This is a genomic window from Pseudofrankia coriaricola (assembly GCF_001854805.1).
GTDB lineage: Bacteria > Actinomycetota > Actinomycetes > Frankiales > Frankiaceae > Pseudofrankia.
In genome coordinates this window covers 1-22,988 of the sequence record NZ_MBLO01000276.1, presented here as the reverse complement: position 1 = coordinate 22,988, position 22,988 = coordinate 1, and the positions used below count along the sequence as shown (strand labels likewise).

At 70.7% G+C, this 22,988-nt stretch carries 15 protein-coding genes; 6 read left to right on the top strand and 9 right to left on the bottom strand.

From position 1 onward, the window contains the following. The first annotated feature begins 43 nt into the window (after positions 1–43). From BCD48_RS43730 to lysS, 6 genes are all read left to right on the top strand, one after another. Complete coding sequence (locus tag BCD48_RS43730) at positions 44–1,045, top strand: glycosyltransferase family 2 protein (protein WP_241842453.1); 1,002 nt, start codon at positions 44–46, stop codon at positions 1,043–1,045. A 622-nt stretch (positions 1,046–1,667) separates the two neighbouring features. Further along, positions 1,668–3,242, top strand: a complete 1,575-nt coding sequence (locus tag BCD48_RS43725; RefSeq protein WP_071054577.1) for a DUF4082 domain-containing protein — start codon at positions 1,668–1,670, stop codon at positions 3,240–3,242. A 90-nt stretch (positions 3,243–3,332) separates the two neighbouring features. Beyond that, positions 3,333–3,968 carry an acyltransferase gene (locus BCD48_RS43720; protein ID WP_071054575.1) on the top strand — a complete coding sequence of 212 codons (636 nt, stop codon included), beginning with the start codon at positions 3,333–3,335 and terminating at the stop codon, positions 3,966–3,968. A 4-nt stretch (positions 3,969–3,972) separates the two neighbouring features. Further along, positions 3,973–4,875, top strand: coding sequence for a right-handed parallel beta-helix repeat-containing protein (locus BCD48_RS43715; RefSeq protein ID WP_071054573.1), 903 nt, complete (start codon positions 3,973–3,975; stop codon positions 4,873–4,875). Between the two features lie 361 nt (positions 4,876–5,236). Beyond that, the gene (locus BCD48_RS43710) at positions 5,237–6,583 is read left to right on the top strand and encodes a UDP-glucose dehydrogenase family protein (RefSeq protein WP_071054571.1); all 1,347 of its coding nucleotides are present in this window, start codon (positions 5,237–5,239) and stop codon (positions 6,581–6,583) included. Positions 6,584–6,915: 332 nt separating this feature from the next. After that, a complete protein-coding gene (gene lysS / locus BCD48_RS43705; protein ID WP_071054569.1) occupies positions 6,916–8,433 on the top strand; it encodes a lysine--tRNA ligase in 1,518 nt (505 codons plus the stop codon). Positions 8,434–8,652: 219 nt separating this feature from the next. On the opposite strand, the gene BCD48_RS43700 is transcribed toward lysS, so the two are convergent. The 9 genes from BCD48_RS43700 to panC form a co-directional block, all read right to left on the bottom strand. Next, a complete protein-coding gene (locus BCD48_RS43700) occupies positions 8,653–9,591 on the bottom strand; it encodes an SGNH/GDSL hydrolase family protein (RefSeq protein WP_071054567.1) in 939 nt (312 codons plus the stop codon). Between the two features lie 119 nt (positions 9,592–9,710). Continuing rightward, a complete protein-coding gene (rfbA, locus tag BCD48_RS43695) occupies positions 9,711–10,574 on the bottom strand; it encodes a glucose-1-phosphate thymidylyltransferase RfbA (RefSeq protein ID WP_071054565.1) in 864 nt (287 codons plus the stop codon). Positions 10,575–10,678: 104 nt separating this feature from the next. Continuing rightward, a complete protein-coding gene (locus BCD48_RS52820; protein ID WP_241842452.1) occupies positions 10,679–12,295 on the bottom strand; it encodes a lytic transglycosylase domain-containing protein in 1,617 nt (538 codons plus the stop codon). A gap of 639 nt (positions 12,296–12,934) precedes the next feature. Next, positions 12,935–14,596: a sugar transferase gene (locus tag BCD48_RS43685; protein WP_198543645.1), complete on the bottom strand. Its 1,662-nt coding sequence runs from the start codon at positions 14,594–14,596 to the stop codon at positions 12,935–12,937. 543 nt (positions 14,597–15,139) lie between these two features. Continuing rightward, the gene (locus BCD48_RS43680; protein WP_397428859.1) at positions 15,140–16,684 is read right to left on the bottom strand and encodes a sugar transferase; all 1,545 of its coding nucleotides are present in this window, start codon (positions 16,682–16,684) and stop codon (positions 15,140–15,142) included. Between the two features lie 1,580 nt (positions 16,685–18,264). Next, complete coding sequence (locus tag BCD48_RS43675) at positions 18,265–19,017, bottom strand: type III pantothenate kinase (protein ID WP_071054560.1); 753 nt, start codon at positions 19,015–19,017, stop codon at positions 18,265–18,267. A gap of 17 nt (positions 19,018–19,034) precedes the next feature. Then, positions 19,035–19,943: a carboxylating nicotinate-nucleotide diphosphorylase gene (gene nadC, locus BCD48_RS43670; RefSeq protein WP_071054653.1), complete on the bottom strand. Its 909-nt coding sequence runs from the start codon at positions 19,941–19,943 to the stop codon at positions 19,035–19,037. Between the two features lie 80 nt (positions 19,944–20,023). Continuing rightward, entirely contained in the window at positions 20,024–21,727 is a 1,704-nt protein-coding gene (locus BCD48_RS43665) for an L-aspartate oxidase (RefSeq protein WP_071054651.1), read from the bottom strand. 131 nt (positions 21,728–21,858) lie between these two features. Next, positions 21,859–22,740, bottom strand: a complete 882-nt coding sequence (panC, locus tag BCD48_RS43660; RefSeq protein WP_071054558.1) for a pantoate--beta-alanine ligase — start codon at positions 22,738–22,740, stop codon at positions 21,859–21,861. Positions 22,741–22,988: the final 248 nt, after the last annotated feature.

Here is a 22,988-nt window from a genome sequence, read left to right as displayed (position 1 = left end):
CCAGGCGCCTCGGACATTGGATTAGTGATCGCGGCGCCGACCGGTGGCCGCTCGAACCGCGAAGGGCAAGGCAACCATGGGAGCCGACGTCTCCGTACTGATCGTCTCCTACAACACGGGCGCGCTCCTTGTCCGGTGCCTGGAGTCGTTGGCGACGTCGGCCGCGGGCGTGGCGACCGAGGTGATCGTGGTCGACAACGCCTCGACGGACGACTCCGTGGCGTCGGTCAAGGGTGGCTTCCCCGACGTCCAGGTCGTCGAGGCGGGCGTGAACCAGGGGTTCGCCCGGGCTGTGAACGCCGCGGCCGCGCGCGCCACCGGCGAATACCTGCTGTTGCTCAACCCGGACACCGTGGTGTTTGACGGGGCCGTGCACAACCTGCTCGCGTTCGCCCGGGCCAATCCGGCGTACGGCGTGTACGGCGGGCGGACGGAGCGCGCCGACGGGACGCTGGAGCCGAGTTCGTGCTGGGGCCAGCCGACCCTCTGGAGCCATGTCTGCTTTGGGCTGGGCCTGACGACGGCGTTCCGGCGCTCCCGGCTTTTCGATCCCGAGTCGCTGGGCACCTGGCGGAGGGACACCGTGCGGACGGTGGGAGTAGTGACCGGCTGCCTGCTGATGCTGCGGCGGGAGACCTTCGAGCAGCTCGGCGGATTCGACGCGCGTTACTTCATGTACGGCGAGGACGTCGACCTGTGCATGCGGGCCCGCGGGCAGGGCTGGGACCCGGTCATCACGCCGGACGCCACGGTCGTGCACCACGTCGGCGCCGCGTCTTCCAACTGGGCCAACAAGTTCGTCCTTGTGCTTACCGGCAAGGTCACGCTGGCCACCACCCACTGGACGGGATGGCGTCGCCGGCTCTGTCTGTCGATGATCGATCTTGGCGTGGCGCTGCGGGCCGTTCTGGATGTCCTGAGCAAGGCGGTTCGGCCCGGCCGACCACGCCGCAGTGACTGGCCCGCGCTGTGGCGCAGGCGTGGTGAATGGCGTTCGGGCTACCCGGCCGTCGATGCCGCCGGGCTCGCTCCCGAACGTCCCTGACTCAATATTCTCTCCAGAGAAAAAACGAAAGGACAACGTCGACACAGGTCGAGTGCGCGGCCGGGGGGCGTGAGTGGGGTGATCGTGGCTGTGAGTACTCTGACGTTCATGGAGGGGTCTGCCCGAGTGAAAGGAGACCCAACATCGGGGTCACGCCAGCTCCGGAGGCCGGCCGGCATTTAAGGCCATTCGGCTGACCGGGTCTGCGTAGGGTGCTCGTTGGCCACGTGACCAGCACCATGACCGTCCGTGACTTCGATTCCGTTCGCGACGGCCGACGGCCTGGGGATGGGGGCCAGCTCGGCCTGTGAGCGAGTCGTGTCAGCTCGACAGCCATTTGTTGTGTTTCCCGAGGGAAGCGCGTTCGCTCGGCCTGGTGCCGCGTACCTATGCCTGGACCTGCCCGCAGGTCGCTGGAACAGGCGGTGACGGGACCATTGATGGCAGGCGAACGAACGATGTCGCTGTCGCGCGCCGCCGGCTTGACGCATCGCCGTCAGCGACGCCGTTGATCGGCGCCAGCCGGGACGCATTCGGACGGATCACGGCCAGCAGTTTCCGACAAGCACACCGTTCGGCCTGCTCGCCTCCGAGGCGACCGGTCCGATGGTGAGGAGATCTCATGGGCCGCCACAACAGATCCCTTCAAAATCGCACAGCGTCGACCAGGCCGGCTCGGAAGCCGGCCGCGCGACTCCGCCTGCCGATCGGCATCATCCTGCTGGCGGCGCTCCTGGGAGCCGTGTGCTCCGCGGTCGTCCTGCGATCGATGAAGGACAACGTCACGACCATCGAGACGGTAGCGAGTGACGATCCGCTACCCGCGATCGAGTCATACGGAGTCAAGTATTCACTCAACGTAGGTACATCTTTCGACGCGATTTCCGACGCCCAGGTCACCGGAATACGGTTCTGGAAGGCGGCGACCACGGCCGGCCCGTTCGTCGGCTCGCTCTACAGCTCCGACGGCCGGGCGCTCGCCAGCGTCACGGTGGACGGTGGCAGCCAGCAGGGCTGGATACAGGCAGGATTCTCCGCGCCGGTGAAGATAACCGCCGGTCAGAAGTACGTCGTGGCTGCCTTCTTCCCCAAGGGGCACTGGCCGGTAACCCAGAAGTACTTCAACACCAATGGCCCGCGCACGGTGGGTCCGGTCAAGCAGACCCACGGCACCTACCTCTTCGCACGGGAGGCGAAGTTCCCGACGTCGTCGACGTCCGACTTCCTGTTCGTCGACCCGCTCTTCTCGTCGGTGAGCGTCCCGGCACAGCCGGCCGCCACGCCGACCGGCGAGGCGATGCCGACCGCGGGTCCCACGCCGACACCGACGTCGACACCGACGTCGACGGTGGCGCCCACGACCACTGCCCAGCCGACGTCGACGACGGCGCCGACCAGCGGCGCCGGGCCCACGTCGTCCGCGGCCCCTGGCGTGCCGTCGTCCGACCCGTTCTCCAGCACCTGTCCGGTCATGCCCGGTTCGGGCAACACCGGCCCGTCCTCCTCGGCGAGGCTGACGCCGTATTCGGGCGCACAGATCAAGGAAAACGGCGTCGTGCTGGACGGTCGTGATATCTCCGGGACGATCACGATCTATGGCAGCAACGTGACGATCAAAAACTCGGTCGTCCGCGGAAGCATCATCATCCGGTCAGCGGGCGGCGCCACGATCGATCATGTGAAGACGGTGGGCATCGCGATCATTTCGGGTTCGCATCACGTCGTGCGGTACACTGACATTTCGGGCGGCTCGGACGCGGTCCAGATCTCGTCGGTGTACGACCCGGTGTCCGACGTGACATTGACAAACAGCTATCTGCACGGGCCGAACCCGCCGCCGGACGCGCACTACGACGGGATTCAGATCCGCGGGATCGACGGGCTGCGGGTGACCTGTTCGAACCTGGACCTGGTGCCCTTCGCGATGAACCACAACGCCGGCATCTACCTCGAGTGGGCCGGGGGTGGCATCCGGAACGTCACCATCGACCACAACTGGATCAACGGTGGCGGATACGCCGTCCGGGTGGACGCCGAGAACCTCAAGATCGTCGACAACCGGTTCGGTCGGGCCTCTCACTGGGGCCTGTGCAACAATGATCGCCGCAACACTGGCGGTGGTCAGCGGACGTTCGTCAGCCGGGGCAACGTCTGGAACGACACCGGAGCCGCGGTGAACCTCTGCGGCCAGGGCTGAGTCCCGGCCCCGCGTCCGGGGCAGCGTTGCGTGGAAACCTCGTAGGGGGCGGGGCGGGTCGACCAGACCCGCCCCGGGAGGGAGAGCCAGATGCCGAGTCTCACCGGCTCGTCGAGCCGCGACACGCGGACCCGGATCCGCCCGGCGGCGCCGGAGCGTCTACTCGACTTGTGGCGGCGGATCAGGGGCAAGAGCTTCACCCTGGCGATCGCTCGAACGTTCGCCGCGCTCGGCGGACACACGATGATCGAGCCGCCGCTGCGCCTGCACGGAGCCCGTCGGATCGAGATTGGCAGCGGTGTCTTCATCGGGCCGGGCTCCTGGCTGCAGGTACCCAATGATCTGTCAGCTTCCGAGGAAGACGTCATTGTCCGGATCGGTGACGGCTGCTCGTTCGTAGGTTGGGCCACGGTGTCGGCGGTCATCGGCGTCACGATCGGCGAGCGGGTGCTGTTCGCCAGGGGCGTCTATATCTGTGACCACGATCACGAGTTCCAGCGAGCCGGTATTCCGATCATGGACCAGGGGCATCGGAACCTCCAGCCGGTCTCGATCGGCGACGGCGCATGGCTCGGTCAGAATGTCGTCGTACTACCTGGCGCGCAGATCGGTCGGGGGGCCGTCATCGCCGCCAACAGCGTCGTCAAGGACGAGATCCCGGACTACAGTGTGGCCGCTGGATCGCCAGCGAAGGTGATCAGGTCATGGTCACCGACTCCGTCCTGATCAGGTGACAGCGCTGAAACGTCCCGGTCGGATCGGGCTGGCGGTCGTCGCCGCCATCGCCGCCATCGCCGCCCTCGGGATCCTCGCCGCCATCCTGACCTGGCGGCCCACCCGGGATTCACCCACCGCGGCCCCGCCGGAGCATGCTGGCCGGCCCACCGCGTCGGGTGCCTTCTGCCCGGCGGTGCCCGGGCCGGCGAACACCGGCCCGGCCCCGTCGGTGCGGCTGACGCCGCACCAGGGTGGGTCGCTGAAGACCGACGGAGCGGTACTGGACGGTCTTACCTTCTCCGGGACGCTGACGATCTACGCCAACAGGGTGACGATCCGGAATTCCGTCGCGCCGGGCGGCATCGTCGTCCGGGGCAGCGACGTCACGATCGATCATGTCCGGACGACGGGTATCGCGATCGCCAACGGCTCACATCATGTGGTGCGGTACACCGACATCTCCGGCGGCTCGGACGCGATCCAGATCTCGTCGGCGTACGACCCGGTGTCCGACGTGACGCTGGCGAACAACTATCTGCATGGGCCGAACCCGCCGCCGGACGCGCACTACGACGGGATTCAGGTCCGCGGGATCGACGGGCTGCGGGTGACCTGTTCGAACCTGGACCTGGTGCCCTTCGCGATGAACCACAACGCCGGCATCTACCTCGAGTGGGCGGGCGCCGGTAACAGGAACGTCACCATCGACCACAACTGGATCAACGGTGGTGGCTTCTCGCTCCGGGTGGACGCGGAGAACCTTCAGGTGGTCGACAACCAGTTTGGCAGGGCCGATCACTTCGGCCTGTGTAACAACGATCGTCGAAACTCCGGCGGTGGTCAGCGGACGTTCGTCAGCCGGGGCAACGTCTGGAAGGACACCGGCGCCGCGGTGAACCTCTGCGGCCAGGGTTGAACGACGCCCACGTCGCGACCGAGCCGACAGGCAACTCATACGGGCGTCTGGTGACAGTCGTTCGGACCGATCACCAAGCGATTCGCCAGGAGGTCGGCGGTCGGACGCACGGCGCAGGCGCCGCGGCCTGTCGAGCCGTGCCCGCAACGAGTTCGCGACGAATGTGCGCCACCTCACGGTCATGAAGACCCGCCCATGTGTACGGCACACATTGATGTCTACTGAGTCTTGGCGGAAGCGGGCTTGCCCTTACCGTTCGGCGGAGTGGCGGGAGCCGATGTCGAGGTGGGGCCACCTGCGAGATCGCCTCATGGGCGGATCGGCGGTTGGCTCGGCTCGGGAAACAACGGGGGAATGAAAAATGACAGGATGGAATGTGCCCGCGGTCACGCGGATCAGTGTGATCGGCACCGGCTATCTCGGGGCCACCCACGCGGTGTGCATGAGCGAGCTGGGATTCTCGGTCGTCGGCGTCGACGTCGACCCGCACAAGGCGGCGAGCCTGGCGGCCGGGACCGTGCCCTTCTTCGAGCCGGACCTCGAGGAACTACTGCGCAAGAACCTCGACGCGGGCAGGCTGACCTTCACCACATCGTTCGCCGAGGCCGCTGACGCGGATATGCATTTCCTGTGCGTCGGTACTCCGCAGCGGCCCGGCTCGCGGGCCGCCGACCTGAGCTATCTCGACTCGGCCGTCGGCCAGCTGCTGGCTGCCGGCCCACGTCCAGGCTCCCTTGTGGTTGGCAAGTCCACGGTCCCCGCCGGCACGGCCGCCGCGCTGGCCGACCGCCTGGCGGCCGAGGCACCGGGAGTCGGGCTTGCCTGGAACCCCGAGTTCCTCCGCGAGGGCTTCGCGGTGGAGGACACCCTTCGCCCCGACCGCCTGGTCCTGGGACTGCCCAGCGATGACGGCGGCCGGGCCGAGGCGATGCTGCGTGCCGTCTACACCCGCGCCATCGAGGCGGGCACACCGGTGGTGGTGGCCGACTTCGCGACGGCCGAGCTGGTCAAGGTGGCGGCGAACGCCTTCCTGGCCACCAAGATCTCTTTCATCAACGCGATGGCGGAGATCTGCGACGTGACTGGCGGTGACGTCAAGACCCTGGCGTCGGCGATCGGATACGACGCTCGCATCGGAAGCCGTTTCCTGGCCGCCGGCGTCGGCTTCGGGGGCGGGTGTCTGCCCAAGGACATCCGTGCCTTCCAGGCACGAGCCGAGGAGCTGGGCGCCGCGGACGCCGTCGGGTTTCTCGCGGAGGTGGACGCGATCAACCTGCGCTGCCGGACACGGATGGCGGACCTCGCCACCGAGCTGCTCGGTGGCAGCGTCGCCGGGCGCCGAGTAGCTGTGCTCGGCGCGGCGTTCAAGCCGAACAGCGATGACATCCGTGACTCGCCGGCCCTCGACGTCGCCGCGATTCTGCACCGGGGGGGCGCCCTGGTGACCGTCACGGATCCTGCGGCGATCCCGAACGCTCGGCGCCGGCACCCCGAACTTTCCTACGCCGACAACGCCGTCAGCGCGGCGGCCGACGCCGATATCGTGCTTCACCTCACCGAATGGGCCGATTTCCGGGAGATCGACCCGGTGGCGCTCGCGTCGCACGTGCGTTCTCGGGTGGTCATCGACGGCCGCAACACGCTCGACGTCGCCCGTTGGCGCGCGGCCGGCTGGGACTACCGCGCACTCGGGCGGCCGAACGCGTAGTTGACCCGGATGGTTAAATGCCGGTCCGACACATTCCCAACAATTCAACTCGGCTCCGTTCGTGGAGTTCCCCGAGGGCCACACCGGCATGACGGGCGTGATCCCAGGCCCGGGCGGGACCGAGCCCCTGCGTGGATCGCGAGCGGTCGCGGCTCCGGGGCGTACCGGGCTGCGTGCGCCGCTCGGTACGCTGGTCGTGGCCTCTCGCGCCAGCGCGCCCGAGGCCGTCACGTGGCGTTGTGGCGTCTGGTGGGTCAGGCATGGCCGGTCAGGACGACGACGTCTCAGGACATCGGCGTCCATGACGTAGCAGCGAAGAAGGTGCGGTTCGCATGACGGTCACGCCCGAGGGGTCCGGCGCTCGGCTGCCGCGGTCCGGGTACCCCACGGACACGGTCGCCCGGGACGTCCAGACGGCACCCGATGGCACCCCGGCGCGGATCGCCGGGCGGCTGGTGCTGTGGCGCCGGATGGGCGGCCTGGTCTTCGGGCATCTTCAGGACCGCAGCGGCCGGGTGCAGATCTCGCTGGCGCGGAACGATCTCGGTGACGAGACGTTCAAGGCGTGGCACAGCTCCGCGAGGGTCGGTGACTTCGTCGGCGTCACCGGCACGGTCTACACCACCCGCAGGGGCGAGCGGACCGTCGCCGCGAGCGGCTTCACCGTGCTCAACAAGGGAATCCGGGCACTCCCGGACAAGTGGCACGGTGTCGCCGACATCGAGACTCGATACCGGCGCCGCTATCTGGACCTGCTGGCGAACCCCGAGTCGCGGGAGCGGTTCCAGACCCGCTCGCGGGTGATCAGCAGGATCCGCCGTTTCCTGGACGAGGCGGACTTCCTCGAGGTCGAGACCCCGATCCTGACCGACGCCGCCTCCGGCGCCGCCGCGCGTCCGTTCATCACCAGGCACAACGCTTTGGGCGAGGACTTCTACCTGCGCATCTCGCCGGAGACCTACCTCAAGAGGGTGGTCGCGGGCTCGTTCGACCGTGTCTATGAGATCGGCCGGAACTTCCGCAATGAGGGAATCGACCCCTCGCACCTGCAGGAGTTCACGATGCTTGAGTGGTACGCGGCGTACTGGGACTACCGCGACAACATGAGCTTCGTGCGCGAGCTGCTCCTAGCCGTTCTCGACGACGTGCTCGGCACGCGGTGCGTCACGTACGAGGGCGTCAAGCTCGACTTCGGCGCCGACTGGCCGGTGATCGACTACCGCGAGGCGGTCGAGCGGCACACCGGCGTCGACCTGCGGGTGATCCGCGATTTCGACACGCTCAAGGAAAAGTGCGCCGTGCTCGGCCTCGACGTCACGAAGGCCGCCTCCTACGCGGCGCTCGTCGACCTCCTCTACAAGAAGACGGTCCGCCCCCGGCTTGTGGCGCCGTGCTTCCTCGTGGGGCACCCGGTCGAGCTCGTGCCGCTGGCGCGGCGCAGCGACGACGACCCGACCAGGCTGGACATGTTCCAGGTCGTCGTCAACGGCTGGGAGATCGTCAAGGCGTACTCCGAGCTGGTCGACCCGGTCGACCAGCGGGCTCGGCTGGAGGAGCAGGCCGAACTGCGGGCGGCAGGGGACGACGAGACGATGATGCTGGAGGAGGATTTTATCGAGGCGATGGAGTACGGCATGCCGCCGATGTCCGGTCTCGGTCTCGGCATCGATCGGTTCGTCGCACTGGTGACCGACGCCCCGACACTGCGCGACGTCGTCCTGTTCCCGTCGATGCGCGGCGCCAAGGGCTCCGGGGCCGAGGACGCCATTCCGACCGCCGACGCGGCGGCAGCGGCGGCGACGCCCGTCGAGCCCGCGGGCCCGAAGCCGGACGACACTCCCGACGCCTGACCGCTACCCGGTCCGCTCAACCCGTATACGGATTGCCGACCGCAGTAATTCGTATACGGGCCCAAGTGGTAAAAAATCTATGACACGTGCGTCTTCGGCAGTGACGGCGGCAGCTGGGCGAGCCCTACCGACCAGTACGCGGACTTCACCGACTTCCATGTCTCGGATCACCACGTCGACGGCGCTCCCGCGCCCAGTCGCGAGCGTTCCGCAGCCGGACTACTTGCCTCTGGAGAGGTACGCGTGGACGGCGTCCGCGATCGCGCGCTGGCCCATGGTGTTGGGATGGGCGCTCGCCTGCAGGCCGGCGCCGGTCACGGCGATCGGGTACACCCAGGGGTCCTTGGTGCACAGCTTGTGGGCATCGAGCACCCGGTCGATGGAGAGGAACTCGACGCCGGTCTTGCTGGCCGCGCGGCGGATCACGCGGTTGAGATCCCTGTTCAGGCCGGCGAGTTGGACGCGCTCGTTGTTGTCCAGCCACCTGCAGGTGTTGGCGGTGCTGCTGGGGAACAGGTCCGGATAGCCGATGACGATGACCCGGGCACCGCCCGCCGCTTCCTTCACCTGGGAGTAGGCCGCCTGCAGCAGCGGGGGCAGCTGGTCGGTGACGTACTCGCGGCTGTGGTCGTCGTGGCCGGTCCAGAAGCAGCGCCAGACGACACAGCTGACGATCGTGGGCCCGAAACCGGCGTCGTTGCCGCCGATCGTGATCGTCACGATGTCCGGCTTCACCCCGCTGGCCACCAGCGCCCGTAGCGCCTCGACCTGCGGTGGCTGACCGTGGAACGACGCGGTGAACGCGCTGGTCTTCGCGCCCGAGCAGGCGAGCAATCGGGCGGTGGAGCCGGCGATCTCCTGGGCGAGCAGCCTGGGCCAGGAGGCGCCGCTGCGACCACAGCCCGGGGCATCCAGGTCGAAGGGAGCGTTGCCCTCACCGGAGGAGTAGGAATCGCCGAGCGCGACGATTGTGAGAGGTTTCCCGGATCCGCTCGAGTTCGTGCCTGTCCGTACCTGGGAATCGGGGCCCTCGCCCTGCCCGGCAGGAGGACGCGGCTGGCAGCCGGACAGCAGGACGACGAGCGTCGCCAACAGGCCGACAGCGCCTAGGTTGACGGGACGGTGAGCCCGCGTCGGCGCGGGCAAGCGGAGCCGCATGGTATCGCAGCGTAACCGCATCGGTGGTCCTCGACCGTCGTGTTGCGGTCGGGACACCCTGCTGTACGTGTCGATGGGCCGACTCTCGACCGCCCTACGTCCGCTTGTCGACGATGCCCTCAGGCGGTCAGGAGCTGCTGGAGGTAGCCGCCGTACCCACTCTTGGCGAGCGGCTGGATCAGCGAGTCAAGATCATTATCCGAGATGAACCCCTCGCGCCAGGCGACTTCCTCGACACAGCCGATCTTCAGGCCTTGTCGTTCCTCGATGACCTGGACGAACTGGCTTGCCTGCATCAGGGAGTTGAAGGTCCCGGTGTCGAGCCAGGCGGTGCCTCTGTCCAGCACGTGTACGCCGAGCTGGCCGCGGTCAAGGTACGCCTGGTTGACCGCGGTGATCTCAAGTTCGCCACGGGCGCTGGGCTTGGTCTGCCTGGCGACCTCGAGGACGTCGTTGTCGTAGAAGTAGATACCGGTAACGGCATAGCTCGACTTGGGCTTCTCGGGCTTCTCCTCGATGGAGACGGCGTGGCGGCCGTCGTCGAACTCGACGACGCCGTAGCGCTCCGGGTCCGAAACATGGTAGGCGAAGACGACGCCGCCGTTCGGGTTGGTGTACTGCTTGAGCTGCGTCCCGAGCCCCGCGCCATAGAAGATGTTGTCGCCGAGGATCAGGCACACCTTGTCGGTGCCGACGAAGTCCGCGCCGACGATGAAGGCATCGGCCAGCCCGCGCGGCTGGTCCTGCACCGCATACTCGAAACGGCAGCCAAGCCGGTCTCCGTCACCGAGCAGGCGGCGAAACTGGTCCTGGTCCGCGGGTGTGGTGATGATCAGAATCTCGCGAATACCCGCGGCCATGAGGGTCGAGAGGGGATAGTAGATCATCGGCTTGTCGTAGACCGGCATCAGCTGTTTCGAGACGGCCTGGGTGATCGGGTAGAGGCGGGAGCCGGTGCCGCCGGCCAGGATGATGCCTTTCATACCGTCCTTCCAATCCTTGAGGACCCGTGCGACTTTCAGCATCGCGGCTCTCCGCCATGATGGCTCGGCGCTGGCTCGACGGCCAGGAAGTGGTCGGGCAAGCCTTACGCGCGGGACGTCGACGTGGGCGTGGCGTTCGGCGTCGAGGTGGCCGGGCTTGGGGTGGCGCTTGGCGGCGCCGTAGTGGCCGCGGCCGCGGCCGGGCTCGAGGTGGTCGCGGCCGGCGTGGGTGACGGCGCCGGGCTGGAGGTCGGCGACGAACTGGGCGACGAGCTGGGGGTCGACGACGGCGTCGGGGTTGGCGTCGCGGTGGGGATGCCGGTGACGACCACGGTGGTCAGCGTCCGCGCCGCGCAGCCGGCCGGGGTCGTGGTGAGGGTGACCGTGACCGAGCCGCCGGTGGCCGCAGGGAGGCTCAGGCGCGCGAGCGGCGTGGCGCCCGCGGCCGGCTGGGCCGGCACGCTGGTGTCCGCCTGCGCGAGCGGGGCGCCGCCGCTGGACGCGCGGGCCTCCGCGTGGATCGAGACGTTGCCGGTGGCGCCCGCGGCCGCGGCGGTGTAGGTGCCGGTGACGTCCAGCGCGGTGCCGCTGGCGGACTGGTTGACGGTGGCCGCCAGGCTGCTGGTGGTGACGGTGATCGTGGCGCAGGCCGCGCTGGTGGGGCTCGCGCTCGCACTCACGCTTGCCGACGGGGAGGGGAGCCCCGCCGCCAGCGTGACGGCCGGGACAGGGGAGCTGCTCGAGCCGGGGCTGGGCGTGAGGGGGACCACGGGGATGGGCACCGTGGTGGGGCTGGAGTTGATGTAGCCGTCCATCCAGGCGAGCACGGCGCGCACGTAGGCGTCGGACGGGTTGTAGGAGAAGATGGCCGCCCGCAGCTGCGCCGGATCGGTGAGGTCCCGGCCACGGGCGCACAGGTAGCCGCCGGCGGCGAGTGCCGCGTCACTGATGTTGCTCGGGTCCCTGCGGCCGTCGGAGTTGCCGTCGCGGCCGCTGGTCTTCCACGTACTCGGGATGAACTGCATCGGGCCGACCGCGCGGTCGTAGACCTTGTCGTGGTCGAACGAGCCGCCGTCGGTGTCGCGGATCAGCGCGTGGCCACCCTTGCCGTCCAGCGCTACGCCGAGGATCGTCGGCGTGACGGCGCCGTCGGCGGTGATGGAGCGTCCATTCGCGTTGTTCGACTCGACCCTGCCGATGCCGGCGAGCAACTCCCAGCGCAGGTGGCAGCCGGGCAGCTCGCCGCCCATCGTCGCGACGGCCCGCTGGTAGGCGGCGAGGATCTTGTCAGGTATCCGCTTGTTGGCGCCGGAGAGGCGGACCAGCCCGCCGTCGCCGTCGCCGACCGCGGCGGCGGCCAGCGCGTCCGTGCCGACCTCGTCGCCGGGGCTGGGGCTCGCGGTGACAAGGACCGAGCCATCGTCGCCGTCGTCGCCGTCTGGCGTGAGCGGCGGCATGGGGTAGTTGTCGCCCCGTACAGGCTGGTTTCTGGGGGAGCTTGAGGCGGCCTCGTCATCGTGGGGGCTCGCGGGCCCACCGCCGAGCAGGAGCAGCAGGCCGACCGCCGGGACGGCGACGACGCGGGTGAGGCTGAGGGTGCGGTTGCCCTGCCGCCTGCCCTGCCGAGCCGGCTTGGCACGCCGGTGCCGATGCCGGGGGCGCGCGGGCGCCGCGGGAGTCCGCGGCGTCGACGGTGGGGAAGGCGCCGGCGTCTCGCTCACCACGTCCGTCTGGCCATCGCCTGTCGCCCCACCTGTCCGGTTCGCCACTGTCTCCCCGTCCCGGTCGTCCCCCCGGCCGCGTAGCCCGGGCACGCGACGGCCGGCCTCGACGACCAGCCGTGCCGACCGAGTCGTACCGACCGCCGCCGATGGCCTGAGGCGCCGCGTCAACCCGGCGAATGTACCGGACCTCGTTTACCGGGAACGACCCCTTTGGGCACGAAACATGGAAGCCGAGTGAACTGTCTGCCGGGATGGGGCCGCCTTGGCGGTTTCTCCGCCGGTGTCGTCCGGATGCCCGAGCGCCGTTGTGGCTGGCCTGGCTCGGCGGCCACGCCTGCCCCAGCGTGGTGTCGTCCCAGCAGTAGTTGGCCAGGGGTCCCCGGGGTCCCTGCCGGATCGGCAGAGCCGATCTGGGAGGTTAGCGATCGGGGAGGTCTGGGAGCCGATCTGGGAGGTCGTGATCTGGGAGGTCTGCGATCCGCCTCCCTTGGCCTGGCTCGGCGGCCACGTCTACTCCGACGTGATGTGGGCCCCAGGAGCGGTTGGCCAGGGGTCCCCGCCGATCCGTCTCGCCGAGTCCCTCCCAGCCAGGACCTACGGGACAGGCGCCAAGCCGGCGGATCGGTGGGGAGGCTTTTAGTAGGCGCCTTCGCGCTTGAGGACGGCGAAGACGGTGCGCCAGAGGATGATCAGGTCCATGGCGAGCGACCAGTTCTCGACGTAGCGCAGGTCGAGGCGGACCGACTCGTCCCAGTCGAGATCGCTTCGGCCGCTGATCTGCCACAGGCCGGTGAGGCCCGGCTTGACCATCAGCCGGCGGTGCACGTCCCGCTCGTACTGGGCGACCTCGCTCGGCAGCGGCGGGCGCGGGCCGACCAGCGACATGGTGCCGTTCAGGACGTTGAACAGCTGTGGCAGCTCGTCGAGCGACCACTTGCGCAGGAACTTCCCGACCCCGGTCACCCGCGGGTCGTCGCGCATCTTGAACAGCAGGCCCTGGCCCTCGTTGCTCGTCCGCAGCCCGACCAGGCGCGCCTCGGCGTCGACGTACATCGAGCGGAACTTGTACATCGTGAACTCTCTGCCGCTCATGCCGACCCGGGTCTGCCTGAAGAACGCCGGGCCCTTACTGGTCAGCCGGATCGCCAGCACCAGCGCCACGAACAGCGGCAGCGTGACCAGCACACCTGTCAGCGCGAGGCTCCGGTCGAGCATGCCCTTCATCAGCCGGCGGGCGCCGGAGAGCTCGGGCTCCTCGATGTGCAGGAGCGGCAGGCCGGCGACCGGGCGCAGGTGGATGCGGGGCCCGGTGACGTCCGTGATCGCGGACGACACCAGCACGTCGACGTCGGAACCCTCCAGCGCCCACAGCGCCCGGCGCAGCCGCTCGCCGTCGATCTGCGGGCTGATCGCGACGGCCGACGCCTGGGTGCGCCGGATCGCCTCCTCCAGCGCGTCGGACGTCCCCACGATCGGCACACCGGCCAGGTCGAAGCCGGCGCGGTCCGGCCGTTCGGAGCTGTGCAGGCCGGGCGCCCGGTCGAGGCACACGCCGACGACGTTCCAGCCCGCGGTGGGGTCACGCCGGGCGATCCGCACCAGCGACGCGGCCGACTCGCCGGCGCCCACCACCAGCACCCGGTGCTGGCACTCGCCGGCGCGACGCATGCGGTGCAGCCGCGCACGGGCCACCGCTCGACCGACGAGGGTCAGCACCGTGGCCGTCGGGAACGCCACCAGCAGGTACGAGCGGGCGAACTCCGCCTTGGTCGCGTACGAGGCGACCGCCACCAGCGCGGTCAGCCGGACGGCCGCGTTCAGGACGCGGCGGAACTCCTCCGACCCGCCGCCGAGGAAGCGGTGCTCGTAGCCCCGGTTGAGGGCGACCGCGGCGATCCACACGAGCGGCAGCCCGAGGGTGAAGAACAGGTAGGGACGCGACGACTGCGGCGTCTGGCTGAAGTCGATGATCCCGCCGAAGCGGATCAGGTAGGCGAGACCGGTCCCGGCGAGGCAGGCGGCGAGGTCGGCGAACATCGCCGCCCGCGCGTAGTCGCGCTCCCAGGTGAGCTGGGCCCGGTACGGCTCGCGTACCCCCTCGTGCGGAGTGCTCGACAGGACCGCGAGCTCGGCGGCGCTGCGCGTGGTGGCATGCGGGTGGGCGCGCTGCTCAGGTGGGCGGCCGGCCAGGCGTGCCCGGAAGTTGCGCATCGAGACGCGTAGCGTCGCCTCGCCGTCGCCTTTTCCGTCGCCTGGGCCCGCGTTCCCGGCGGGCCCGCGGGTCGTCGTCGCGGTCACCGGTGCGTCCTCCCTGGGCTGTCTGGGCCGGCCCGCCAGCCAGCGGCGGCCGACCGCGGGTCGGCGCGCGGGATGACCCGCTTCGCACCCATGCGCACCCCTCCGCCGAACACAGCCCCCCGGGCAGCAGCCCACGCGTACCCTGCCGGGCCGTCCGCGGGCGGCTGACGTGACACGCGCGTCGAAAGTACCAACGTCTGACTGATCCCCGGCGTTGAGGCATCCTTCTCGGATTTCATCCGCAGGCGGACGAATAGTCTCCTTCCGGACATCGTCCTGGCTGGCCGCGCGCGGCCAGCATCGGGCCGCGGCGGCGCGGGACGTGACGACGGCTCCCGCCCGTGGGCTTACGCGACAGGCGTCCCCGCCGAGCAGGCGGGCGCCGGGCGAGGAGACGGCGGAAACCAGGCCCAGTTCTGACGGCACCGGCCGGACCAGGAAATCTCCGCCCCGAGTGGGCAGGACCACATCTGAGGAGTGGCCAGGACCCCACCAATCGGCCTGGTATGGGCCCCGACCACCCTCGCGGATCGGTGGGGAGGCTTAGTAGGCGCCTTCGCGCTTGAGGACGGCGAAGACGGTGCGCCAGAGGATGATCAGGTCCATGGCGAGCGACCAGTTCTCGACGTAGCGCAGGTCGAGCTGGACCGCCTCGTCCGTCGGCAGGTCGCTGCGGCCGCTCACCTGCCACAGGCCGGTGAGGCCCGGCTTGACCATCAGCCGGCGGTGCACGTCGTCGGCGTACTTCGCGACCTCCCGCGGCAGCGGCGGGCGCGGGCCGACCAGCGACATGGTGCCGTTCAGGACGTTGAGCAGCTGTGGCAGCTCGTCGAGCGACCACTTGCGCAGGAACTTGCCGATCCGGCTGATCCGAGGGTCGTCCTTGGCCTTGTACATGTAGTCGTCCTCGCGGTCGTTGAGAGCGAGGACCTCGGCCAGTCGTGCCTCCGCGTCGACGTACATCGAGCGGAACTTGTACATCGTGAACTCTTTGCCGCCCTGGCCGACCCGGGTCTGCTTGAAGATCGCCGGGCCCTTGCTGGTCAGCCGGACTGCCATGGAGAGCCCGAACAGGAGCGGCGAGAGCAGCGTCAGCGAGACGAACGCCACCCCGCGGTCGAGCAGCACCTTCATCAGCCGGCGGGTGCCGGTGAGCTCGGGCTCCTCGATGTGCAGGAGCGGCAGGCCCGCGACCGGGCGCAGGTGGATCCGGGGGCCTGTGACGTCGGTCACCGCCGAGGACACCAGCACGTCGACTTTGGTGCCCTCCAACGCCCACAGCGCCCGGCGCAGCCGTTCACCGTCGATCTGCGGGCTGATCGCGACGGTCGTCGCGTCGGTGAGCCGGATCGCGTCCTCCAGCGCGTCCGACGTCCCGACGATCGGGACGCCGAACAGGTCGAAGCCCGCGCTTTCCAGGCGGTCGTGGCTGTGCCGGCCGGGCGCGCGGTCCAGGCAGACGCCGACGACCGACCAGCCCGCGCTCGGGTCGCGGCGGGCCAGCCGCACCAGCGACGCCGCCGACTCGCCGGCTCCGACGACGAGGACCCTGTGCTGGCAGCGGCCGGCCTGGCGCATCCGGTGCAGCAGCGAGCGGGCGGCCCCGCGGCCGGCGAGCGTCAGGACCGTGGCCGCGGGGAAGACGATCAGGAGGTAGGCCCGGGCGATCTCGGCCTTGGTCGCGTACGACCCGACGGCTACGAGCGCGGTAAGCCGCACCGCGGCGTTGACGACCCGGCGGAACTCCTCCGTCCCGCCGCCGAGGAAGCGGTCCTCGTAGGCACGGTTCAGCGACATCCCGGCGAGCCACGCGACAGGGAAGACCGCGCTGAGGATCAGGTAGGGCGTCGGCGACACCGGCATCAGGTCGAAGTCGACGAGGCCGCCGAACCGCAGGAGGTAGGCGAGCGCCGCCGCGAGCGCCCCCGCGGCCAGGTCCGCGCAGACCACCAGCCGGGTGTATTTGCCTTCCCACGAGATGTGGGCCCGGTATGCCTGACGCCCGGCGGGCTGATCCGTCTCGCCGGCCCGGTCGTCCGCCGGCGTGCCGGTCGGCGACGCCGCCCTGGGAGTGGGAATGGAGGCCACCGGTTCGGATGGCTCCGTCGCGAGCCCGAGGCCTTCGAGGCCACCGGGCGGCAGCGGGAGCAGCGTCGGCCCGGTGACCGCGCCGTGCACCGTGCTCTCGAGGGCGTCCCGCGCGGTGTGTTCCGCCGCGGCCCCTTCGAGCGTCGGGCCCGCCTCCGCGTCGCCGTCCTCGCGGGCGGTGGTGGCACCGTCGCGCGCGATGCCGTTCCTGGCGGCAATGCGCAGGGTGACGTCGTCGTCGGCGACGTCACCCGCGGTGGCGCGGCCCCCGGAGGCGTCGTCGTCGGCGGTGTGGCGTGCCGCGCCGGCGGAGTCGCCGGCGGGGGAGCCGCCCTTGGCCCGGCTGCCGGTGCGCGCGCCGCGGGCACCGGCGGTGCGTGGATCGGTCGTGCGCGGCGAGACCCGCGCCCACTGCATCGGGACTCGCACCGTCGCCTCGGGATCGGTGCCGGTGGGCTTGGAGGTGTCATCGTCTACGGCGTTCTCGTCCATGGTGCTGGGCTCCACGGGACTCCGGTCGGCGGCATCATCCGTCGCGACGCCGGTCGACGCGGCCAACTCCACGGCGGCGACGTGGCCCGCGCCGGGAGAGGACCTGGCGCCGGGCGATGAGCCGAGGCCGCCCTGACTCGGCTCGTCCGTTCTGGTGCCAACATGCTCGGTGCTCGCGTGCTCTGCGCCGAGGTGCCCCAGGCCAGGGTGCTCCGTGCTCAGGTGTTCCGCGTGCAGGCGCGCCGTGTCCGGGCCCGTCGTGCGCCGGTGTGCCGTCTCGAGGTGCGGTATGCCCGGATACTCCCTAACCGAGGCCTCCGCCCGCGCAAATGGGTCTATGCCGTCGACCGTCTCCGTCACGGTGGCCCCCGCCCCCCTTGCGTCTTCCGCCGTTTCGGTCTGCCCGGCGAATGATCGTCAGTCGCCGAGCCTAGCTGCATCTGATTGCCTGGGTGTGTCGGTCATCGGCTGCTCGATCGAAAAGTGTGATCGAGTGACCGTTGGTCTGATGATGGCCGAACGGAGATTAGGACCGAATTCTAGCGGCGCGGCGTAGTGTTCTTGGTGTTGTTACGGCAAATTCCGTCGCGCCGACTGGTCTGGTCCGCCTGGGCCACATGGTCCCGAAGTGGTCCCGACCCGGCACTTTTGGGTGTGGCGCGTGGCGTGGCGCGCCTGGCTGGATCCCCGATCTCACTGTGTGACGGCGCGTGCCAGCGCGAGCCGGCACGCGAATTCCGCCGAGGCATGACCCTGGGCATATGTCGTGAAGATGACTCCAAAACAGGGAATTTCTCGGTGTGGCCGGCCTGGCGAGTATGCCGGGCCGGGTGCCGCGCGTTGGTGCGGTATCGCGTCGGCTACCCGCGAACCGGCGGCGCGGGTGATCGGCCCCGGAATGGCGGCTTTGCCAGAAAAGACCGTTATGGATTTCGGCGGCCAACCGGGAGGAACCCGGGCTTCGCCGGTCCGGGAGGGCCGGCGGACCCAGACCCCGGATCCGGACGCGGACCCCGGACCCCGGACCCCGGACCGGCCAGCTAGCCGACAGCCGGCCGGCCGAGGGGAGGGAGCGCATCGGCGGCACGTCAGATGTTCTTGGTGAACACCAGCCGCAGGCCGATCAGCGTGAGGTGGGGTTCGTGGATCTGGAGGGTCTCGCTCTCCTTGATGACGAGCGGGGCGAGACCGCCGGTCGCGATGGTGGTCGCCTCGACGCCGAGCTCGGCCCTGATCCGCCGTACCAGCCCGTCCACCTGCCCGGCGACGCCGTAGATCATGCCGGACTGCAGGGCCTCGACGGTGCCCTTGCCGATCACCGACCGGGGCGGCACCAGCTCGACCTTGCGCAGCTGGGCTGCCCGGGAGGCGAGCGCGTCCAGCGCGATCTCGATGCCGGGCGCGAGCGCGCCGCCGAGGAACTCGCCGCGCGCGGAGACCACATCGATGTTGGTCGACGTGCCGAAGTCGACCACGATCGTCGGCCCGCCGTGCAGGTGGTGCGCGGCCAGCGTGTTCATGATCCGGTCGGCGCCGGCCTCCTTGGGGTTGTCGATGAGGATCGGCACTCCCGTGCGAGTACCGGGCTCGACCACCACCACCGGTACGTGCCGGAAGATCCGCGCCGCCATCCGGCGGATCTCCCGCAGCGCCGCCGGCACCGTCGAGCACACCGACACGCCGTCGATCTGGTAGTCGCCGAGCAGGCCGCGGTAGACCAGCGTCAGCTCGTCCGCCGTCGCGTTCGGCTGGGTGCGCACCCGCCACGAGTCGGCCAGCGTCTCGCCCTCGAACACGCCGAGGACGGTGTTGGTGTTGCCGATGTCGATCGTCAGCAGCATCAGTGCGACCGTTTTCCCTATGCGTCGAGAGCGAGGTCGAGGCCCAGGTCGAGCGCCGTGACCGAGTGGGTGAGGGCGCCGACCGCGAGGTAGTCGACGCCGGTGGCCGCCACCTCGGCCGCGACGGCCAGGGTGAGGCCGCCACTGGCCTCCAGCAGGACCCCGGCCGGCCGGGCCAGCGCCACCGCCGCGCGAAGCTCGTCGGTGCTCATGTTGTCGCACAGGATCAGGTCGGCGCCCGCCTCGACGGCCTGGGCGACCTGCTCGACGGTGTCGCACTCGACCTCGACGGGCAGGTCGGGAAACGCCCCGCGCACGGCGGCGAACGCGGCCGCCACCCCGCCGGCCGCGACCACATGGTTGTCCTTGACCAGCGCCGCGTCCACGAGCGACATCCGGTGGTTCACGCCGCCGCCGGCACGCACGGCGTACTTCTCCAGCGCACGCAGCCCCGGCAGCGTCTTGCGGGTGTCCCGCACGGCGGCGCCCGTCCCGGCTATGGCGTCGACCCAGGCCCGCGTCCCCGTCGCCACCCCGGACAGGTGGCACAGCAGGTTCAGCGCGGTGCGCTCGGCCGTCAGCAGGCCGCGCACCGGACCGCGCACCCGCAGCACCTCGTCGCCGGGCTCGACCCGGTCGCCGTCCGCCGCGGTCGGCGTGACCTCGACGGCGAGGCCGACGACGGCCTCGAACACGGCCGCGGCCACCGGGAGGCCCGCGACCACGCCGCGTGCCCGGGAGACGACCCGGCCGGTGGCCACCAGGTCCGCGGGCACGGTGGCGGCCGACGTGGCATCCACACCCAGCCCGCTCGTGGCCGGCAGGTCCTCGGCGAGCGCCCGGGACAGCACGTCGGCGACGGCCAGCGGCTCGAGGCCGGCGGCGGCGAGGGCCGATTCGGTCGCGTCCGACAACCCGAGGCCCATCTCACACGCCGCGGCGGGGGCGTGGGCGTCGGTGAGGAAGTGGGCCGGAGCGACGGCGTGCTTCGCGGCGATCCTGGGGCTCACAATGCCTTCTCTCCTTCGACAGGGGTCGCCCCGCCCGCCGCCGCGGGCTCGAACGTGACGCCGAGCGCCCCGTCCGAGTCCAGCCGGACCAGCAGATGCCCTCGCCAGTCGTCGTCCGCCTCGGCGAAGTCCTCGCGCCAGTGCGAGCCGCGGGTCTCCGTGCGCGCCGCCGCGGCGGCGACCAGCGCTGTCCCGACGGTCCGCAGGTTGCTCATCTCCCAGGCGTCCGGCCCGGCGGTGACGGTCGAGCCGGTGACCCGGACGTCGCCGATGGCCGCGAGCGCCTTGGCGGCGGCCAGCAGGCTCGGCGCGGCGCGCAGCACCCCGGCGCCGTCGGTCATCACCCGTGCGAGGTCGCCCCGCTCGGCCGGGTCGGTGAGCCCGGCGGAGCCGCGTTCGACCACAGCCAGCGCGGGCTCGCCCGGCGAGGGCAGCCCGCCGGCCAGGTCCTCGGCGATCCGCGCCGCGAAGACCAGGCCCTCGAGCAGGCTGTTCGACGCCAACCGGTTCGCGCCGTGCACGCCCGTGCAGGCCACCTCGCCGCAGGCGTAGAGGCCGGGAACGCTGGTGCGGCCCCAGGTGTCGGTACGTACCCCGCCGCTGGCGTAGTGGGCCGCCGGTGCCACCGGGACCGGCTGGGTGACCGGGTCCACACCCTGGGCGCGGCACTGGGCGGTGATGGTCGGGAACCGGCGCAGGATCGTCTCCTCACCGAGGTGACGGGCGTCCAGATAGAGATGGTCGACGCCCTGGGCGGCCATCACCCGCGACATCTGCTTCGCGACCACGTCCCGCGGCGCGAGGTCGGCCAGCGGATGCACGCCGGGCATCACCCGCTCGCCGGCCGCGTCCACGAGGACGGCGCCCTCGCCGCGCATCGCCTCGCTCACCAGCGGCCGCTGCCCCACGGCGAGCGGCTCGGCGCCGGGAGCCCAGAACGCCGTGGGGTGGAACTGGACGAACTCCAGGTCCGTGACCACCGCGCCGGCGCGCAGAGCGAGCGCGACCCCGTCTCCGGTGGAGACAGGCGGGTTCGTCGTGGACGCGAAGATCTGGCCCATTCCGCCGGTCGCGAGGATCACCGCCCTGGCGGTGACGGCTCCGACCCCGTCGCGGCTGCCCTCGCCCAGGACGTGCAGGGTCGCGCCGGCGACGCGGCCGTCCGCGTCGGTGAGCAGGTCGAGGACGAGGGCGTGCTCGATGACCTCGACGGCCTCGTCGGAGCGCAGCGCCGCGATCAGCGCACGCTCCACCTCCAGGCCAGTGGCGTCACCGCCCGCGTGCACGATCCGGTCGCGCAGGTGACCGCCTTCCCGGGTGAGCGAGAGCTCGCCGCTGGCGGTCCGGTCGAACTGGGCGCCCAGCGCGGCGAGCTCGCGGACCCTGGCCGGGCCCTCGTCGACCAGCACCCGCACCGCCGCCGGGTCGCACAGCCCGACGCCCGCGACCAGCGTGTCGCGCAGATGGTCGTCGGGCGAGTCCTCGGCGGCCAGCGCCGCGGCGATCCCGCCCTGCGCCCAGCGGGTCGAGCCCATGTCGAGCAGCGCCTTGGTGACCAGCAGCACCCGGGTGGCCGGCAGCGCCGCGCGTACCCGCAGCACGGCGGACAGCCCCGCCACACCCGAGCCGATCACCACCACGTCGGCGTGCCTGGTCCAGCCGGCCCGCGGCGCGCCGAGCCGCGCGGGCAGCACCGGCAACGGCGGCAGGCCCGCCAGTGACTCCAGGGACAAGGGCCGCCGGGTGCGCGAAGGAAAAGCATTTTCGCGCACCCTTTGGCCCGCCAGAGCGGGCAGCGCCGAGGCCGAGGGTGAAGGGTTGCTGGTCATGGTCAGGCCTCTGGCTCGGCGGCGGGCGGAAGGACGAGTTCGATGTTGTCGATCAGGCGGGTGCTGCCCACCCTGGCCGCCACGAGCAGCAGCGCGGGCCCGGTCGTGGCGGGGCTGAGGTCGTCGGGCCCGGCGAGGACGAGGTAGTCGACCTCGATGCCCGGCTCGGCCGCGAGCACCGCGCGAGCGGCGGCGATGACCGCGTCGGGGCCGTCACCGCTGGCGGCGAGGCCCGCCGCGAGCGCCCGCGAGAGCGCGAGCGCGGACAACCGCTGGGAGGCGGTCAGGTAGGCGTTGCGGCTGGACAGCGCGAGCCCGTCCGGCTCCCGGACCGTCGGCACGCCGACGATCTTCACCCCGAAGGCCAGGTCCGAGACCATCCGGCGGATGCAGACCAGCTGCTGGGCGTCCTTGCGGCCGTAGAACGCCAGCTCCGGCCGGACCAGGTGCAGCAGCGTCGCGACGACCGTGAGGACACCGTCGAAGTGCCGCGGCCGGCTCGCCCCCTCCAGCACGTCGCCGAGCGGCCCGGCACTCACGGTCACCAGCGGAGCCGGGTCGTGCACGGCCGCCGGGGCGAACACGACGTCCACGCCCTCCCGGGCGCATACCTCGAGGTCGGCCTCGAGGGTGCGCGGGTAGCGGTCGAGGTCCTCGTGCGGGCCGAACTGCAACGGGTTGACGAAGATCGTGACGACGACCTGGCCGGCCTCGCGGCGGGCCGCGCGGATGAGGGTGGCATGCCCCTCGTGCAGCGCGCCCATGGTCATCACCACCGCCCGGCGCCCGGCGGGGCGGGCGAGCAGCGCGGCGAGCTCCGTGCGGGTGCTGGCGAGTGCGGGCCGAGTCCTTGCGTCGGGATCGGCGAGCGGGGTACGGGGCATCTGGCCGTTCCAGTCCTCGTAGTGCGGTACCGGACGTCGCGGACGACTGTAACCCCTGCGCAACCCCCGTGGCCCCCGCTGTGACCTCCCCCAACTCCCACACAGAGCTGTGCCCCCTCCTTCCCCACCGACTGCCCCTTCCCCACCGATTGGCTAGGCCGAACTTACTTGATCTAGGACGCACTGCGGGCTCGTGACTTGCGGGTTCGCGGCAGCCATTGATCGTCTTACTGACTACCAACGGTCTT

What these genes read in the sequence shown, in the direction of transcription:
- panC (WP_071054558.1), bottom strand. Translation starts at nt 22,740, where the DNA reads ATGCCCCGTACCCCGCTCGCCGATCCCGACGCAAGGACTCGGCCCGCA.
- lysS (WP_071054569.1), top strand. Translation starts at nt 6,916, where the DNA reads ATGACGGTCACGCCCGAGGGGTCCGGCGCTCGGCTGCCGCGGTCCGGG.
- nadC (WP_071054653.1), bottom strand. Translation starts at nt 19,943, where the DNA reads ATGGGCCTCGGGTTGTCGGACGCGACCGAATCGGCCCTCGCCGCCGCC.
- BCD48_RS43675 (WP_071054560.1), bottom strand. Translation starts at nt 19,017, where the DNA reads ATGCTGCTGACGATCGACATCGGCAACACCAACACCGTCCTCGGCGTG.
- rfbA (WP_071054565.1), bottom strand. Translation starts at nt 10,574, where the DNA reads ATGAAAGGCATCATCCTGGCCGGCGGCACCGGCTCCCGCCTCTACCCG.
- BCD48_RS43720 (WP_071054575.1), top strand. Translation starts at nt 3,333, where the DNA reads ATGCCGAGTCTCACCGGCTCGTCGAGCCGCGACACGCGGACCCGGATC.
- BCD48_RS43725 (WP_071054577.1), top strand. Translation starts at nt 1,668, where the DNA reads ATGGGCCGCCACAACAGATCCCTTCAAAATCGCACAGCGTCGACCAGG.
- BCD48_RS43700 (WP_071054567.1), bottom strand. Translation starts at nt 9,591, where the DNA reads ATGCGGCTCCGCTTGCCCGCGCCGACGCGGGCTCACCGTCCCGTCAAC.
- BCD48_RS43710 (WP_071054571.1), top strand. Translation starts at nt 5,237, where the DNA reads ATGACAGGATGGAATGTGCCCGCGGTCACGCGGATCAGTGTGATCGGC.